General features: G+C 58.8%; 14 protein-coding genes. 13 read left to right on the forward strand and 1 reads right to left on the reverse strand.

Annotation, left to right across the window (positions count from 1 at the left end):
• Positions 1–121: 121 nt before the first annotated feature.
• The 10 genes from HUU60_00280 (at position 122) to HUU60_00325 (ending at position 10,649) form a co-directional block, all read left to right on the forward strand.
• On the forward strand, positions 122–802 hold the full coding sequence (locus HUU60_00280; GenBank protein NUL81143.1) for a CPBP family intramembrane metalloprotease: 681 nt from the start codon (positions 122–124) through the stop codon (positions 800–802).
• Positions 803–810: 8 nt separating this feature from the next.
• Positions 811–2,559 carry a family 10 glycosylhydrolase gene (locus HUU60_00285; protein ID NUL81144.1) on the forward strand — a complete coding sequence of 583 codons (1,749 nt, stop codon included), beginning with the start codon at positions 811–813 and terminating at the stop codon, positions 2,557–2,559.
• Positions 2,560–2,570: 11 nt separating this feature from the next.
• Entirely contained in the window at positions 2,571–4,550 is a 1,980-nt protein-coding gene (locus tag HUU60_00290) for a hypothetical protein (GenBank protein NUL81145.1), read from the forward strand.
• The gene (locus HUU60_00295; GenBank protein NUL81146.1) at positions 4,547–5,170 is read left to right on the forward strand and encodes a cyclase family protein; all 624 of its coding nucleotides are present in this window, start codon (positions 4,547–4,549) and stop codon (positions 5,168–5,170) included. Before HUU60_00290 ends, HUU60_00295 begins: the two co-directional genes overlap by 4 nt.
• 41 nt (positions 5,171–5,211) lie before the next feature.
• Positions 5,212–5,586: a phage holin family protein gene (locus tag HUU60_00300; GenBank protein NUL81147.1), complete on the forward strand. Its 375-nt coding sequence runs from the start codon at positions 5,212–5,214 to the stop codon at positions 5,584–5,586.
• 8 nt (positions 5,587–5,594) lie between these two features.
• A complete protein-coding gene (gene rapZ / locus HUU60_00305) occupies positions 5,595–6,476 on the forward strand; it encodes an RNase adapter RapZ (protein NUL81148.1) in 882 nt (293 codons plus the stop codon).
• A 6-nt stretch (positions 6,477–6,482) separates the two neighbouring features.
• Positions 6,483–7,784 carry a YvcK family protein gene (locus HUU60_00310; protein NUL81149.1) on the forward strand — a complete coding sequence of 434 codons (1,302 nt, stop codon included), beginning with the start codon at positions 6,483–6,485 and terminating at the stop codon, positions 7,782–7,784.
• Positions 7,785–7,807: 23 nt separating this feature from the next.
• The gene (locus HUU60_00315) at positions 7,808–8,623 is read left to right on the forward strand and encodes a transketolase (protein NUL81150.1); all 816 of its coding nucleotides are present in this window, start codon (positions 7,808–7,810) and stop codon (positions 8,621–8,623) included.
• 61 nt (positions 8,624–8,684) lie between these two features.
• Positions 8,685–9,866, forward strand: coding sequence for a hypothetical protein (locus tag HUU60_00320; protein ID NUL81151.1), 1,182 nt, complete (start codon positions 8,685–8,687; stop codon positions 9,864–9,866).
• Positions 9,867–9,872: 6 nt separating this feature from the next.
• Positions 9,873–10,649 carry an RDD family protein gene (locus HUU60_00325; protein NUL81152.1) on the forward strand — a complete coding sequence of 259 codons (777 nt, stop codon included), beginning with the start codon at positions 9,873–9,875 and terminating at the stop codon, positions 10,647–10,649.
• On the opposite strand, the gene HUU60_00330 is transcribed toward HUU60_00325, so the two are convergent.
• The gene (locus HUU60_00330) at positions 10,640–12,037 is read right to left on the reverse strand and encodes a multicopper oxidase domain-containing protein (GenBank protein ID NUL81153.1); all 1,398 of its coding nucleotides are present in this window, start codon (positions 12,035–12,037) and stop codon (positions 10,640–10,642) included. The genes HUU60_00325 and HUU60_00330 overlap by 10 nt on opposite strands.
• A gap of 139 nt (positions 12,038–12,176) precedes the next feature.
• On the opposite strand from HUU60_00330, the gene HUU60_00335 reads away from it, so the two are divergent.
• Genes HUU60_00335 through HUU60_00345 form a run of 3 tightly spaced genes read left to right on the forward strand, consistent with a single transcriptional unit; the run spans position 12,177 to position 16,141 of the window.
• Positions 12,177–13,589, forward strand: a complete 1,413-nt coding sequence (locus HUU60_00335) for a hypothetical protein (protein ID NUL81154.1) — start codon at positions 12,177–12,179, stop codon at positions 13,587–13,589.
• 4 nt (positions 13,590–13,593) lie between these two features.
• The gene (locus HUU60_00340; GenBank protein NUL81155.1) at positions 13,594–15,768 is read left to right on the forward strand and encodes an FdhF/YdeP family oxidoreductase; all 2,175 of its coding nucleotides are present in this window, start codon (positions 13,594–13,596) and stop codon (positions 15,766–15,768) included.
• Positions 15,758–16,141, forward strand: coding sequence for a hypothetical protein (locus HUU60_00345; protein NUL81156.1), 384 nt, complete (start codon positions 15,758–15,760; stop codon positions 16,139–16,141). The genes HUU60_00340 and HUU60_00345 overlap by 11 nt, the downstream gene beginning before the upstream one ends.
• The last annotated feature ends 45 nt before the right edge of the window (positions 16,142–16,186 follow it).

Consider the following 16,186-nt stretch of genomic DNA (forward strand, 5'->3'; position numbering starts at 1 on the left):
GATTCTCGACCCCTTGCTTGAACTAATACTATTATGGCCGACCGAGAGCGCGAACCCGCGCGACCTAAGTCCCGAACTTTGGCAGGACAGGCCGGTCGGACGGACGAATCGGTCTGAAAGAATGGATCGAGAGCCGAACGCAAACCGTCCGCAGTCGCCCTATCTAATCGCTGCGCTCGGTTTGCTAACCCTGGTCTTTCTCTTTCTTTACAACCGTCAGCCGATGTCCTTTGCCAGTTGGATCGCACCTGGCGGAGCGCAAAACTATCGCACGTTGGAGGAATACCTGCTGATCAACTGCATCGCGCTGCTAGCGCCCATATTCGTGTGCTGGCGGTCGAACGAACAGGCTTTTGGTTTGCAGGCGTTCGATCCTCGAACGGGATGGGGGTTGGCGGCGGTCATGGTTGCCGTCATGTTGCCCATTGTCTGGTTCGCAGCGGGCCGTCAGGAGTTTCAAAATTACTACCCGATCGACCGCCGCGCGCTGCAAGGCTGGCAATTCGCGATATACTTTTGGGCAGTCTACGGATTTTACATGTTTTGCTGGGAGTTCTTTTTTAGGGGCTTCCTAGCGCTTGGACTGTACCCATCTTGGGGCGTTTGGGCAGTGTTGGCGCAGGCCGTTGCATTTGCCGTCATGCACATCGGCAAGCCGTGGCTGGAAGTTTTCGGCTCCTTTGGCGCCGGGCTTGTGTTGGGGATGGTCGCGGTAAGGACCAAGTCGTTTTTGCCCTGCTTTATCGCCCATTGGGCGGTCTCGATCTGGATGGACGTTTCGGTAATGCTGCAGCGCGGTTAGGAGGAAAAATGAAAACGGTTATCGTCTCTTGTATTTTGCTGTTGGTTTCGGCGGTCGGCCATGCACAGCCGCCGGAGATGCGCGCTTTTTGGGCGGACACCTGGCACGAAGCCTTGAACAATGCGACCCAAGTCGATCAGATGCTGCAGCGGGTGCGGTCGGCTAACTGCAACGCGGTGGTCGTGCAGGCCCGTCGCCGAGGAGACGCCTTCTACAACTCGCTCTACGAGCCCAAGAACTCCAACGTCGCCTCGGGCTTCGATCCTCTAGCCTACTTAATCTTAAGAGCTCGCACAGGCTTTCCTCGAATCGAAGTCCACGCTTGGTTCGTCGTTCATCTCGTTCATAACACAACGACTTGGCCGACCCAAGCGACCCATGTGCTCAATCGAATCCCCGAGGCTGTAACGCAGAACAACGCGGGCAGCACAGACACGGGTTCTGGCCTTGCAATCGATTTTGGCCATCCGGCGGGCGCCGATCAGTTCTTTCGCGTCGTGATGGACGTGCTGCGCCGATACGACGTGGACGGCGTCCATATGGACTATATTCGATACATGGGCACGGCTTGGGGCTATAACCCCGTTAGCGTCGCTCGGTTCAACGCCAAGCACGGTCGATCCGGCTCGCCCGCGACCAACGATCCGCAATGGCTACAGTGGCGGCGCGACCAAGTAACCGCGCTGATGCGCCGAATCTACGCCAACAGCCTCGCGATCAAGCCCTATGTCAACGTCAGCGCGGCGCTGATCACATGGGGCAACGGACCGACGAGCGACAATGGCTGGCTTTCTTCTTCGGCCTACAGTTCGGTGTTTCAAGATTGGCGATCCTGGATGCAAGAGGGCATCCTTGACACCGGAATGCCGATGTGCTACTACAATCAGAGCCAGTATCCCAACTACTACGCCAACTGGATCGCCTTCATCAAGGACCGGCAATACGGCCGCCAAGCGACCATTGGGCTGGGGAACTACCTGAACACGATCAGCAACACCATGACGCAGATCGACCAGGCGAGGCTGCCAACGGCTGGCGGCAATTCGCCCGTTGGCCTGACCTTCTACTCCTATGCCGCGTGCAACACTTTGAACGGTAACACGCAATGGTACAACTCGACCTTCTACTCTGCGCTGGCGCAAAAGTTTGGCAGCTTTGTTCCGACGCCCGAGATGCCATGGAAGACCAGCCCGACGAAGGTCGCGCTAAGGGGATGCGTCGTGCAAGCCTCCGACATGAGCTGGGTCGATAACGCGACGGTAACGCTCTATCGCAACAGCGTAGCCGTTCGGACCCTGACGACCGACGGATGCGGCCAATACGCCGCGGTCGATTTAGAGCCGGGCAGTTACATGATCTCGGTTACCAAGGCCGGGGTCGGATCGGCCATCGCCACCAAGAACGCTCCCGAGCCGGGGCAACTATGGAACACCGACTTTGTCATAGGTTCGACCGGCAGCGCCATTCGGGCAGCGAGCCTCAAAGAGGCTGAGCTTTTATCGGACGGGACGCGCGTTATCGTAGCGATGTGCAACGTCATGACGGGCAATAACGGTTCGGGCGCTATCTGGGTCAGCGATCAGTATAGAGGACGGAATGTCCGAGTTTTGCCCCAGGCAACCGCTTTGCCTTGGGTGGCGGGAGATGTGGTCGCTATTTCGGGCGTGCTGGCGACGGACGGCCAAGGCGCAAGATACCTGACCAGCGCCACGGTAACGTACACAGGAGCCACAGCGCCCTTGGCTTTGCTTAGATAAGGAGATGAGGAATGCTGCTCGCATGGATGCTGGCAATGGCGATTGATCGCGCGACCTTCAAGACGGAGCCCTTTCTTCAAGACATCGCGGCGATCTACACCATTCGCGATGGGCTGCCTTCGAACGTTTGCTCCGGGATCGGCCTTGCCGAAGAAGGCGTGATTGTTCAGACGGACGCTGGACGAGCGGTTTTGAAGGGCGATCGGTGGCAACCGACTCAATCATCATTGCCGGCGCCTCTCGTTGCGTCGGGCAAGCTTGTTTGGGAAGGGCGAGAGATCGCGCCGCCGGACAAGCGCGCCTACCGATTTGCCTTTACCGACCATCGTCAACGGCTCTTCGCTTTTTGCGAAGGCGAACTGATGAAAGAACTGTACCGAAGGGACGGCGAGGATTGGGTCTTAGTCTCCATCAACGACCATCGCAATCGCTTTTACGACGACAACTTTCTCTGCGCAGCGGCCGACCCGGCCGGCTTCGTCTGGATCGGCACGCGAGACGGGCTTCTGATGGCGGATGGAGACGGTTGGTGGAAGACGTTTCGCGGCGAGGACGGCGTACCTATCAAAGAAGTTAGATGCATTGCCGTCGGCCCGAACGGCGACGTGTGGATCGGATCGTCCGACGGAGCGGCGCGGCTGCGCAACGGGCGCTGGAGCTTCTTCTGGGGTCGCCGTTGGATGCCGGGGAACGATGTGCGCAGCATCGCGATAGACTCCTCGGGCGTCGCCTACTTGGCGACCGAGGGCGGCGTCGCTCGCATCGAATCTCGCCCCATGACGCTGCAACAAAAGGCCGATCATTACGAAGCGATCACCGCAGCCCGCCACAATCGCAACGGCTACGTTACCGTTTGCGAGTTCGAAAACGCCGACGACCCGTCCAAGTTCAAGATCGAAGCCAGCGACAACGACGGCCTATGGACGGCGCTCTATTGCGCCGCTCAAAGCTATCGATATGCCGTAACGGGCGACCCGACGGCCAAAAGCCTAGCGCAAAAGTCGATGCGGGCGATCCGGGATTTGGAGCGATTGACCGGCATCTCCGGCTTTCCCGCCCGCTCCGTCATCCGCAAAGACGAGACTAACTACTTTCAGTCTCATGGCGAGTGGCACGAGTCGCCCGTCGACCCGAACTACATTTGGAAGGGCGACACCAGTTCGGACGAGTTGGACGGGCATTTCTACGTATTAGGCGTCTATCATGATCTGGTGGCCGATGATCGTGAGAAGTCGGAGTTGCAGGCGCTGGTCCGGCGCATCATCGACCATCTGCTATCCAACAACTATCGATTGATCGACAAGGACGGCAAGCCCACGCGCTGGGCAATCTTCGACCCCGAATCTATCAACGACGACCCGATCTGGGAAGAGGAGCGCGGGCTCAATTCGCTCTCCATGCTCAGTTATCTGTTGACCGCGCATCATATGACCGGCGATCCCAAGTATCGCGCCGAGTACGAAAAGCTTATCCACAAGCACCGCTATCTGCTTAACGCTATCCATCAGAAGGCGCTCGCGCCGTTCGAGATCAACCACTCGGACGACGAGCTGGCTTGGTTGGGCTACTACCGAGTCGGCCTGTCTGAGAAAGCCCCGGCTTATCGAAAAATCTGGATGATGAGCTTAGAGCGAAGCTGGCAGATCGAGCGGCCCGAGCGCTCGCCCTTTACCAACTTTATCTTTGGCGCCATTACCGGCCAAGCGTGCGATGTTGAAGCCTCCGTGCGAACCCTGCAAGAGTGGCCTTGGGACTTGCGCGATTGGGCGGCCAAGAACAGCCACCGCGCCGACGTTACGGTTGCCAACGGTCCGGGCCGATTTGGAGAGAAGCAATCAGTCGTTCCCGTTTCCTATGCCGAGCGCGCCGTTATGCAATGGAACGGCAATCCCTATCGACTGGACGGCGGCGGCAGCGGCAAGCGCGAGCACGACGGCGCGGCCTTCTTGCTGCCCTATTGGATGGGTCGCTATTACAAGATCATCGAATGAACTGGATCGACATCACAGCGCTACTGAGCGGAGAAACCCCGCTCTATCCCGGCGATCAGCAGTTTGAACTGATTGAATCGATGAGGATTGCCGACGGCGACATCTGCAACCTTTCGGCGCTCAAGATGAGCGCTCATGCGGGCACGCACGTCGATGCGCCGTTCCACTTCGATGATTCGGGCATCAAGATGCACGAACTTTCTCTGGACGCTCTGATCGGACCGGCCTATGTCCTGGACGCTCGGGGCCGAATTGAGATTGACGCGGAGAGGATAGAAAAAGCGCCCGAATGCGAGAGGCTACTGTTGAAGACGGACAACGAGGGCGGGATGTCGCGCTCCGAATTCGACAAAGATCACGCCTATCTTTCGCCCGATGGCGCGGCGCTGCTGGTCGAGCGCGGCATTCGTCTGGTGGGCATCGACTATCTGTCCGTCGAGAAGTTCGGCGCGCGTCCTGAGACTCATTGGACGCTTTGCAAGGCGGGCGCAATTATAGTCGAGGGATTGGACCTGGGCCAACTGAACGAAGGCTGGCACGACCTGATCGTCTTGCCCCTTAAATTGAAAGACGCCGACGGGGCGCCCGCGCGCGCTGTGGCCAGGCCGATACAAGGTTGACCCTGCGCGGGTAAAATGCCCTGTTAGATGGGGGAAAAGAGTTGAAAACCATTCTAAAGTGGATCGTAATGGCCGTTGCCGTCTACGCCGCATTCTGGATCGGGGAGAAGATCGGCCTCGACATGCGGCCCAGCGAAAAGTGGCAGGAAAACTTACTGGTCGCTTTGCTTTTGGGATTGGTCAACGCGTTCGTTGCGCCCATTGTCAAACTGCTAACTATACCGATCAACTGCATGACTTTCGGCATCGCGGGATTGATCATCAACGTGCTGCTCTTTTGGATGGTGTTCGCCGTGAGCCCGTTCGATTTCAAGATCGGCAACTTTTGGGCTGCGCTGTTTGCCTCGATCATGGTTACCGTGATCAACGGCATCCTGAAGAGCATTCTCGGATTCGACGACGAAAAGAAACAATAGGAGCCTAAATGCCAAAGAAGTCGGCGGCGACAATATCGGGCGGTCTGGTTGTAACGGGCGTCTCTGGAGCGGGCAAAACAGCCGCGCTGCACGTGTTGGAAGACCTGGGCTATTACTGCATCGATAACCTCCCGCCCGCGCTGCTGGCCTCTTTGACCGTAAGCGCAACCGACAAGACAGGAATCGCCGTCGTGGTGGACACGCGCAGCGGCAGCGATCTGGATCGGTCGCCCGACATATTGGCGCAGTGCCGCGCCCTAGGCATCGAATGGAAGGTGCTTTTCTTGGACTGTGCGGACGACATCCTTTTGCGCCGGTTCAAAGAAACGCGCCGCCCCCATCCATTGGCGGCCGAGCAACCCGATATTTTGAAGGCGATCGAGCTAGAGCGCGACCGTCTCGCTCCGTTGCGCAGCATCTCCAATTTGGTCATCGACACCTCGACTCTATCGCTCCAAAAGTTGCGAGAGATCATGCTCGCTTTTCTCTCGCCGACCAGCGCGCTCCATCCGCTTCGAGCGCGCATCGTCTCGTTTGGCTTCAAGCACGGCTTGCCGCTCGATGCCGATCTGATCTTCGATGTTCGTTTTCTCAGCAACCCGTACTACGAGCCTAAACTCTCGGCGTTAAACGGCACGCACGATTCGGTCGTCAAGTTCGTCATGAAAGACCCGCGCTCGCGGGCGCTCTTGGACAAGTTGATCGATCTTCTGAACTTCACTCTTCCCGAATACGAGCGCGAGGGCAAGGCCTATCTGACCATTGCGGTGGGATGCACAGGCGGCAGGCATCGCTCGGTCGTCATAGCCGATAAACTTAAGAAGCACATCGATGAGCGCGGCTATCCTGTTACGGTCGAACACCGAGACGCCGACATGGACGGACGGTAGGCTCTCATGCGCAACGTCGAATGGCGCTGGCTACTGCCCGGCACTGGCGTTAAGCGATGGCTAGCGCTGGTGATCTTGGGCCTGGCCATCATGATGGCCGGGCTTTTCTTGAGTCTGGGCGATGCCGCACAAAACCTGATCCAGCAGACCTCTGCATCGTTGATCAAGAGCGTTGCGGATACGATGCCGGGCGAAAACCCGATGCGCAGCGCTCGGATCGCGGTCGGTGCCACCTTCATTCTGGCCGGACTGGCGCTCGCCTGGTTCTCGACTTTGCGCCTCTGGCACGCCTTTGTCAGAGTGCTCAATCCTCGATCGCCCGGCAAGCCGAGCGAGATAATGGCGCGTCATGGCTTGATCGCCCAGGGAAAGCGCATCGTCGCGCTGGGCGGCGGCACCGGCATGAGCACCCTGTTGCGCGGTCTGAAGCGCCATACGGCCAACATTTCGGCCATTGTAACGGTTACGGACGATGGCGGCTCGTCGGGCAAATTGCGAGAGGAGCTAAACGTCTTGCCGCCGGGCGACATTCGAAACTGTTTGGTCGCGCTGGCCGATGTGGAGCCGACCATGACCGCGCTCCTGCAGTTTCGATTCGACGCCGGCTCGACGCATCTGGCCGGGCACAGTTTTGGCAACCTGCTGATTGCGGCGATGACGCAGATCACCGGCGACTTTGATCTGGCCGTGCAGGAGATCGGCAAAGTTCTAGCCATCCGAGGCCGTGTGTTGCCCACCACGGTGGACCATGTAACGCTAAGGGCCGAAATGGAGGATGGAGCCTTTGTAGAAGGCGAGACCCGAATAGTGGCCGACCCTCGCAAAATTCGCCGCATGTATCTTAATCCGCCCGACGCCAAAGCCGTCGATCAAGCCGTCAAAGCCATCCGTCAGGCCGATCTGGTCGTCATCGGCCCGGGCAGTCTCTTTACGAGCGTCATCCCGAACCTCTTGGTGCAGGGCGTGGCCGATGCGCTTGCTTCGTCCGATGCGATTCGCGTCTATGTGTGCAACGTCATGACGCAGCCGGGCGAGACCGACAACCTGACCGCCTCGGATCACGCTCGAACCATCGAGGCGCACGCCGGCAAGCGCGTGTTCGACTATGTGTTGATGAACAGCGCCCAGCCGAGCCAACAGATCCTCCAAAAGTACGAAGACGTAGGCCAGCGCCTGGTCGTCGCCGACCAAGACCGGGTGCGCTCGATGGGATGGCGACCGATCGCGGGCAACTTCATATCCGAAAGCGACCTGGTTCGGCACGACCCTCTGCGCGTCTCCGAAGCGCTCTTGAGGCTTGCGCGTTGACGCAGCGAGTAGAATCAAGCCCCATGTCCATCGCCGAACTCCAAGAGACCGCCCGCCGCATGCGCGTCCACTGCATCCGTATGATCGCCAACGCCAACTCCGGTCATCCGGGGGGCTCGCTTTCTGCCGCAGACATTGTAGCCGCTCTGTTTTTTTATGCCATGCGCTGGGATCCAAAAGACCCGCACTGGTCCGCTAGAGACCGCTTTATTCTCAGCAAGGGGCATGGATGTCCGGCGCTTTACGCCGCTTTGGCCGAGGCAGGCGTGCTGGCCGAGCAGGAACTGCTTACCTTTCGAGTCATCGATAGTCGATTGCAGGGCCATCCTTCTAGAAAAGATTTGCCCTATTGCGAGGCCTCCACCGGCAGTCTAGGTCAGGGGTTGTCGATCGCGATTGGCGAGGCATTGGCCGCGCGAAACATGCCGGAGCGTTACCGCGTCTACACGCTTATTGGCGACGGCGAATCGCAAGAGGGCCAAATCTGGGAAGCCGCCGCGGCCGCATCGCACTTCAAAGCAGACAATTTGACCGCGATCCTTGACTACAACCGATTTCAGCTGGACGGCGCCATCGGCCAGATCATGTCGATCGAGCCTGTGGCCGATAAGTGGCGCGCCTTTGGATGGAGCGTGAAAGAGATCGACGGGCACGATATGGAGCAGATCGTCGAGGCGCTCGACTGGGCAAAGACCGTCTCTGACAGCCCCCAAATGATTATCGCCCACACGGTCAAAGGCAAAGGCGTCAGCTTCATGGAAAACGATAACGAGTTTCACGGCAAAGCCCCCACGCCCGAGCAGACCGAACGAGCGCTGGCCGAGCTGGGCGCGGAGTGATTCGTATTTGCCGGAACGATAGGCCGCACTGGGGCGTCATAGAGTGGACGGAGGTCGATTGATGCGTTTCTTTCTTTCCCTGATCGCGATCGTTGCAATATTGGCCGTGACTGGCTGCACCACCGATGGCGGCGGTCGCGCGCCAACCGGCTCGACCTGGACGATCATGGTGTTTCTGAACGCAGCCAACGATCTGGACGAGTTTAGCGATCTAAACGTTAATCAGATGGAACGGGCCGCCATCAACGACGAAGTCAAGATGGTGGTGCAATGGAAGCGCGCCAGCCGATTTGTAAAGCCCGGAACCTGGACTGGAACTCGCCGCTACCTGGTTAAGCACGATCAGACCGACGCGATCGGATCGCAGTTGTTGCAGGACATGGGCCAGGGCGTGGACATGGGCAATGCCGATGTGCTCAAAGAGTTCGTGCTTTGGGCCAAGACCAATTTTCCGGCCGATCGGTATATGCTGGTCGTTTGGAACCACGGCTCCGGTTGGCGGTCGCATCGTCCTGCTCCGCTTGGGCGCGGCGTGTCGTTCGACGACGAGTTGGGCACTTCGATCAACACATGGGAGCTGCCTGGCGCTCTGGCCGATACAAAACCCTTGGACATTTTGGCCTTTGACGCCTCGCTGATGCAAATGCTGGAGGTCGCTTACGAGTGCAAGGACGTTGCCCAACTGATCGTCGGCTCCGAAGAGAGCCCCCCTGCAGCCGGTTACCCGTATGACCTTTTCATGCGTCCCTTGGCGCAAAACCCGGCCATGTCTACCATCGAGTTTGCCGAGACGATCGTCAACAAGACCATCCAGCACTACGGGCAGAACAGCAACATCACGCACTCGGTGTTGGACGCCTCTAAGCTTCAGAGCGTTGCCGACGCGCTGGATCAGTTGGCCAGTCTGCTGATTGCAAAAAGGCCCCAGTACCAATCAGAGCTGGCGCTGGCGCGTCAGCAGGGACAAAGCTACTCGTCTTACACCGAATATAAGGACCTTCGGCACGTTACCGACTTGGTCAGACAGCGCACAGGAGATGCCCAGATCGGTGTTGCGGTCGGCATGTTGCATCAGCGCATCGATGCCGCAGTGTTGGCCGAAGTTCATGGCAACAACGGCGTTCAGAACTCTCATGGAGTCTCCATCTATTTCCCATCTGCCGGCGAGTTCTTGCGACGATATAAGAATTTGGCGTTAGCAAGGGCGACCTTATGGGATGAGTGGTTGGAGATTGCGCCATAATCTGGCGTGCCTTACTACTACACGATACTAAGCCCCGAACGGGTTGAGATTCGCTATCGTTTGGCCGGCTTGGGCACTCGCGCCATTGCCGCCGCAATCGACGATACCATTATCGCGCTCGTCGCCGGCCTTGCTTTGGTTGGGATCGGCCTATTCTTAGGAATCTTTGAGAGTTTGGCCTGGGACGCGCCGACGCAGGCGGTATTGGCCTTCTGGACGATGGGCGCCTTTGTTGCGTGGTTCGCCTATTACATCGGGTTCGAGATCGCCTGGAACGGTCAGACGCCCGGCAAACGATGGATGGGCCTGCGCGTCATCCGCTTGGACGGCAGCCCGATCGAGCCTTTCAACGCATTTAGCCGCGAACTGTTGCGACTGGTGGATTTTTTTCCGCCCTATTATGCCCTGGGCGGCACGGTCGCGTTCTTTAATGGCTACTGGCAACGGATTGGCGATTTGGCCGCTGGAACCATCGTCGTGCGGGAAGGTCGCGAAGTCCAAACGAGCAGTGTCTCGATCTGGCGATTGCCGCCCGAGCCGACCCCGCAAGAAACGACCGTTTACTCGGTTTCAGGAATATCGCCTCAAGAGTATCGCGCGCTTCGAGACTACCTGAATCGCCGTAGCGAACTGAACCCGGAGGCCGATGTGCGTCTGGCTCGCCTGTTTTGGGACGACGTCAAGTCCAAGATTGTGCTGCACGGATCCGAGCAGTTCTCGCCCGCCCTCATGATCGAGGCGGTGGTCGCCAAGTACGAGCGCTCGATGAGCGATCAGCGATAGACCAGATAGTTCCGCATCATGCCCTGATCCTCGTGCTCTAGCATGTGGCAATGGTAGAGGAACAGGCCGTCGTAAGGACCAAAGTTGATCAGGATCTTGGCCGATTCGCCCGGCATGAGCAGGATCGTGTCCTTCCATCCTTCGTCCGTATAGCCTTCGCGCATGGCCTCCCAGTTTGCCCGGTGCACGTTTTGAATCGTGCGCTCGATAACGCGGAACGACGGTCCGTGCAAATGGATCGGATGCGGCATGATCATCGTGCCCGTCGTGTTGGCAAACGTCCAGACCTCGGTGTCTTTTAGTCGGACACGCTCGTTGCTGGCCACTTCGGTCAGCCGGAAGGCAGCGCCGTTTAATAAAAACCGCCCGCGGTCGAAGCTGATGGGCAAGGCCCTTGGATTCGTATAGTTGACGGCTTCCTTCTGATCGGGAGTCGGAATCTTCGATGCGAGCGGCCGAGGAAGTCGCGTATAGCCTCGGTGTCCCGGCCGGATGTCGAACCGCATAACTTCGAATCCCGCGCCGTTTGGCAACGGGCCCTGTCCGATGCCCGTCGCGCTAAAGGGCAGGCTCCGGAGCGGCACTGACTGCCCGGGATGGAATCGACTGAAATCGACCCAGAGATCGACTCGTTCGCCAGGCGCGAGGGCGATGTACGGTTTCTCTACCGCCTGGTGGAGCAAGCCGCCGTCCGTCCCGATCGCCACCATCGGCATGTTATCAAAAGCCAGTTTGTAAATCCGCGTGTTGGAACCGTTTAGAATCCTAAGCCGATAGCACGATGGAGTTACCTTTGCGGCGTAGTTGGGGCGGCCGTTGACCAGGATGCGGTTGCCCAGAGCGCCCTCCATGCCAACGATGCTGTAGACGATCTGATTGCTGGCGTTGAACGTGCGGTCTTGCAAGATGATCGGCATGTCTTCCACATCGTCCAGTTGCTCTATGGGCTCTTCGTCGTCGCGCACGATCAGCATCCCGGCCAAACCGTTCCAGACGTGCCGACCTGTGCGCATGTCGGGGTGCGGATGGAACCAATAGGTACCGGCGCGATTGATGATCTCAAACTCGTAAACTCGCTGGCCGCCCGGAGGCACGGAGTCCTTAGGATGGCCGTCCGCGTGCTCCGGCACGTTTAGCCCGTGCCAATGCACGGTAGTGGTCTCGGAAATCTGGTTGATGAACCGAGCAATGAATCGTTGACCCCGTCGAACCCGAATAACCGGCCCGACAAACGAGTCTAAATGCTTGATCGATACGTCGCCGCGAATGCGGCGAGCTTCGTACGTCCAGACCGAGGTCGGCTGACCGGACAGAAGCTTCACCTGCCGCTGGACGGCTCTCAACTCGATCTCGACGGTGTTGTCCTGGCGCAACAGAGTTTTAACCATATGGCGTCGAGTACGATCTCCCTTTCAAAAAGATGCTCCCAATATTATAGGCGAGATTCGCGCCAAAAACACTGGGGCTTGTGATGGATTTCACAAATTCATCGGCGAGCGCGGTCGGAGGCAGGAAGCGCCTGCCCTCTTGAGGAACTATAAGGCCGTGAAGAACCGTGTCGCATTCGTTGTTTCCATACTCCTTTTGGTCGCAACCTGGGCCGTTGCCGACTGGCAAGCGAGCGAAAAAGTGCGCCAAGAGGTCGCCGCGTCTCTGCTCAGCGATGTCAAAGAGGCCAAAATCGGCGCGCTGGACTGGCTATTGAGAGATGCTAAAGCACGGTCTTCCGAAATGGGCGCCCGGATTCTAGAGCTTTGCAGCGATCCGGCGCCCGAAGTGAGATCGAGAGCGGTCAAGAACCTCCGATGGCTGGCCGAATCGAACCCGGAAGCGAAGAAGAAGGTTTATCAACTGCTGACCGGCGAAGACAAGACCGCCCGTCTGGAGGCTCTCTCGCTAGCCAGAGAGTGGGCCAAGCAAGGCAGCGATCTGACGGCCTATTTGCCCGCTTTGATCCAACATGCCGATGCCGATACCGCCATTGCAGGCCTTGCCGCAATGCGAGAACAAGCAGGATTTCATCTCGATCCCGACCTGCCGGCCGCCGCGATGGTCGCTTCAAAGTCCAATGATCCTCGCGTGCGCAATGCCGCGGCCGAGACGCTCATGGAGTACGTTCGGCGATTAGACGCCGACAGAACGAAAGCCTTTGAGGCTTTGAGCGACACGGCCAAGGTCGAGCCGAGCCTAGGCCCAAAGATCGCTGCGCTAGCGCCGAAGACCGATCAGGCGCCGCCGACCGAAAGCGCGCCGCTTTTCGTTACCATTCCTAGCGACGCGCCCGACCTCACCTACTTTGCGGCCTTCATCCAGCCCGATTTGGCCGCAGAGCGCGATGGCGAGAGTTGCATGAGCTGCCACGGTGAGCGAGGCAAGGGAGGCCGGTATCTGATAGCGGCGCCGGACGAGCAGGGCCGCTATAGCCTTCAGCAAACGCTGACCAATTATCAATCGACCCTGGCTGTTAAGGCCAAATTCCGGGAGATGGCGACTGCGCCTCACGGCGGTTCGAAGGTTGTCTGGTCGGCCGAAGCGCTGGACGCCTGGATCCAGGGCGAGAAGCTGACAGCCGCCTTGCAGGGACTTTTGGACTACGACTACTATCGCGAGAAGGTCGAACCGCTCTTTGTCGAGCTGGGTTCGGACGGATCCTCCTGCGCCACCTGCCACAACACGCACGCCGTCTTCAATCTCAAGCCGCTGCCCTCTAACGGCCAGTATGGCCTTGCAGAAAGCCGCCATAACTACGCCAACGCGCTGAAAGTGATCGATGTGGACGACCCCTCCCGCAGCCTGATGCTGCTCAAGCCGATCTCTCCCCGGCAGACAGACGAGGATACTGGATTTGGCCATGCCGGAGGCGTCAGATGGCAGCAAGGCGCCAACTCGGAGCAGTGGAAGTTGGTGTACGAATGGATTCGCCGGCGCACCGTGCGCTAAAGCCATGAGCCTCAAGCGCGCCTTCGAAAGGCGTTATGGTTCTTTCTTCGAGATCGTTTCCACCGCTTGGGAGAATCGCGATCGACTGCCCTACGCTTGGCGCATTCTGAACCAAGGCGTCTGCGACGGTTGCGCTCTGGGCACGGCCGGAATGAAGGATTGGACAATCCCCGGCATTCACCTTTGCTGGATTCGGCTGAACCTGTTGCGGCTGAACACGATGCCCCCGTTCGAGCCGGAGATTCTATCGGACGTTTCGCAGATGGTCCGCCTTAAGGAAAAGGATCTGAGAAAACTGGGTCGGTTGCCCGCCCCCATGGTGAGGCGCAACGGAGACGCAGGCTTTCGACGGATCGATTGGGACGAGGCGATCTCGATAGGGGCTGAAAGGCTTGCTCAGACCGATCCCCATCGCATCGGGTTCTACGTCGTTTCTCGCGGTACGCTGAACGAGTCGTATTACGCGATACAGAAAGCCGCGCGAGCGCTGGGTACGAACAATGTCGATAACTCCGCTCGCATCTGCCATGCTCCCAGCTCTGTCGCGCTCAAGCAGATGATCGGCTACGGCGCCACGACTTGCAGCTACACGGACTTGTTCGACACCGATCTGATCGTGCTGATCGGTAGCGACGCTGCGAACAACCAACCGGTCTTCATGAAGTATCTGGAACAGGCCAAGAAGAAAGGCGCGAAAGTTGCAGTGATCAACCCCTATCGCGAGCCCGGGCTGGATCGATACTGGGTTCCTTCCAGCGTCAAGTCGGCCCTCTTGGGCACAAAGATTGGCGATTTCTTCTTTGGCATTCGGGTCGGCGGCGACATCGCCTTTATGACCGGGGCGCTGAAGAGTCTGATCGAAAGCGATCTGATCGACCAAGGCTTCATCCAGTCCCGCACCCAAGGCTGGGAAGAGATTCGTGCGAGCATAAGTTCAACGCCGTGGGAAGAGATTGAGCGCGGTGCAGGCTGCTCTCGTTCGGAGATCGAGCAGTTTGCCGAGGTCTATGGCAGGGCGGAAAAGGCGATTCTTGTCTGGTCGATGGGCGTTACTATGCATTCGCACGGTACCGACAACGTGCGCTCGATCGTTAATCTTGGTCTTAGCCGCGGCATGGTGGGGCGTCCTGGATGCGGGCTGATGCCGATTCGCGGACATTCCGGGGTTCAGGGCGGCGCAGAGATGGGTGCTGTGCCCAACGGATTGCCCGGCGCGATCTCGCTGAACGAAAGGGCCCATTTGGAAGCGCTCTGGGGCTTTGACATCCCGTCCGAACCCGGACTGTTCGTGGCCGACATGGTGGACGCCGCGCACAACGGCGATCTGGACGTTCTTTACTGCGCGGGCGGCAATCTCACCAGCGTTTTGCCCGACCCTGGCCATTGCCGCAGGGCGATCGGCAACATCCCGCTGCGAATCCACCACGACATCGTGCTCAATCCGCAGATGCTGGTCGATCCCTCCGACACTGTGCTCCTGCTGCCCGCCACCGCTCGATACGAGACCTATGGCACCGAAACTTCTACCGAAAGGCGGGTCATATTCAGCCCAGAAGTCTCCGGGCCGCGCGTGATCGAAGCCCGCGAAGAGTGGAGAGCCGTCTGCGCGATGGTCTCAAAGGCGCGCCCCGAGATCGCCAAGGCTCTAGCCTTTTCGTCGCCGGCCGAGATCATGGCCGAGATTGCGCAAGCCGCCCCTATGTACGACGGCATCCAGCATCTAAGCAAGGCGGGCGATCAGTTTCAGTGGGGCGGACCGATGCTCTGCGAGCGCGACTTCTTTGGCCGGGCAGACGGCCGAGCTCGGTTTGTCGTCATATCGATGCCGCAAAGCGAGGCGCGTCCTGGCATGCTTCGCCTGACCACGCGCAGAGGCAAGCAGTTCAACAGCATGGTGTTCAAAGATCGCGACTCGACCGCCGGCGCCGATCGAAACTCTATCCTGATGAACGAGCAGGATATGATGAGCAAGGGTATCGAGCAAGGCGATCTCGTCAAAGTCTCGAACGAACAGGGAGCGCTGCGCCTAGCCGTGCGGGCCTCTGAGATTCAACCGGGCCAGGTCATGGCCTTCTGGCCCGAAGCCAATGCGCTCATTGCAAGGGGCGAGCGAGACCCCGAGTGCGGCATTCCCGCATACCGCGATTGTTGGGTTACAATTGAGCGAGATGATCTCTGAAAGCCCGCCCCTTTTGCTGCCGGTCGATTGGAAGCACCCGCAGTGGCGCGGAGCCCCCGATTATTGCAGCCGATGCGGCCAGTGCAAACCGATGATCTACATGCGCGTCGGCTTCGAGATCTGCCTTTTGGCCTTTCGAAAGGGGCGATTGGAACGCCGATGGCTCTGTCGAGAATGCGCTCTGCGATTGTGCTACCGCTGGACCTGGGCGACATGGCTATTAGGCTGGTGGGGGCTTCCAGGAATCTACCGAGCGGCCATCTGCATTGCGTGCAACTGGGATGCCATCGACTTGGCCAAAAAACTGCCTATCGAGCCGGTTTCGGCCAAAGCGGCGATCATTGAGCGCCAATGCCCAACCGGCAGAAACTAAGAAGGCCGCTCAACGCCTTTATAGCGCGGAGCGGCCGATGCTTGA

This window comes from Armatimonadota bacterium (assembly GCA_013359125.1).
Taxonomy (GTDB): domain Bacteria; phylum Armatimonadota; class Fimbriimonadia; order Fimbriimonadales; family GBS-DC; genus JABWCR01.

Excerpts from the sequence above, each read along its gene's own strand:
- HUU60_00280 (NUL81143.1), top strand. The coding sequence starts at position 122 with ATGGATCGAGAGCCGAACGCAAACCGTCCGCAGTCGCCCTATCTAATC.
- HUU60_00285 (NUL81144.1), top strand. The coding sequence starts at position 811 with ATGAAAACGGTTATCGTCTCTTGTATTTTGCTGTTGGTTTCGGCGGTC.
- HUU60_00290 (NUL81145.1), top strand. The coding sequence starts at position 2,571 with ATGCTGCTCGCATGGATGCTGGCAATGGCGATTGATCGCGCGACCTTC.
- HUU60_00295 (NUL81146.1), top strand. The coding sequence starts at position 4,547 with ATGAACTGGATCGACATCACAGCGCTACTGAGCGGAGAAACCCCGCTC.
- rapZ (NUL81148.1), top strand. The coding sequence starts at position 5,595 with ATGCCAAAGAAGTCGGCGGCGACAATATCGGGCGGTCTGGTTGTAACG.
- HUU60_00310 (NUL81149.1), top strand. The coding sequence starts at position 6,483 with ATGCGCAACGTCGAATGGCGCTGGCTACTGCCCGGCACTGGCGTTAAG.
- HUU60_00315 (NUL81150.1), top strand. The coding sequence starts at position 7,808 with ATGTCCATCGCCGAACTCCAAGAGACCGCCCGCCGCATGCGCGTCCAC.
- HUU60_00320 (NUL81151.1), top strand. The coding sequence starts at position 8,685 with ATGCGTTTCTTTCTTTCCCTGATCGCGATCGTTGCAATATTGGCCGTG.
- HUU60_00330 (NUL81153.1), bottom strand. The coding sequence starts at position 12,037 with ATGGTTAAAACTCTGTTGCGCCAGGACAACACCGTCGAGATCGAGTTG.
- HUU60_00340 (NUL81155.1), top strand. The coding sequence starts at position 13,594 with ATGAGCCTCAAGCGCGCCTTCGAAAGGCGTTATGGTTCTTTCTTCGAG.
- HUU60_00345 (NUL81156.1), top strand. The coding sequence starts at position 15,758 with ATGATCTCTGAAAGCCCGCCCCTTTTGCTGCCGGTCGATTGGAAGCAC.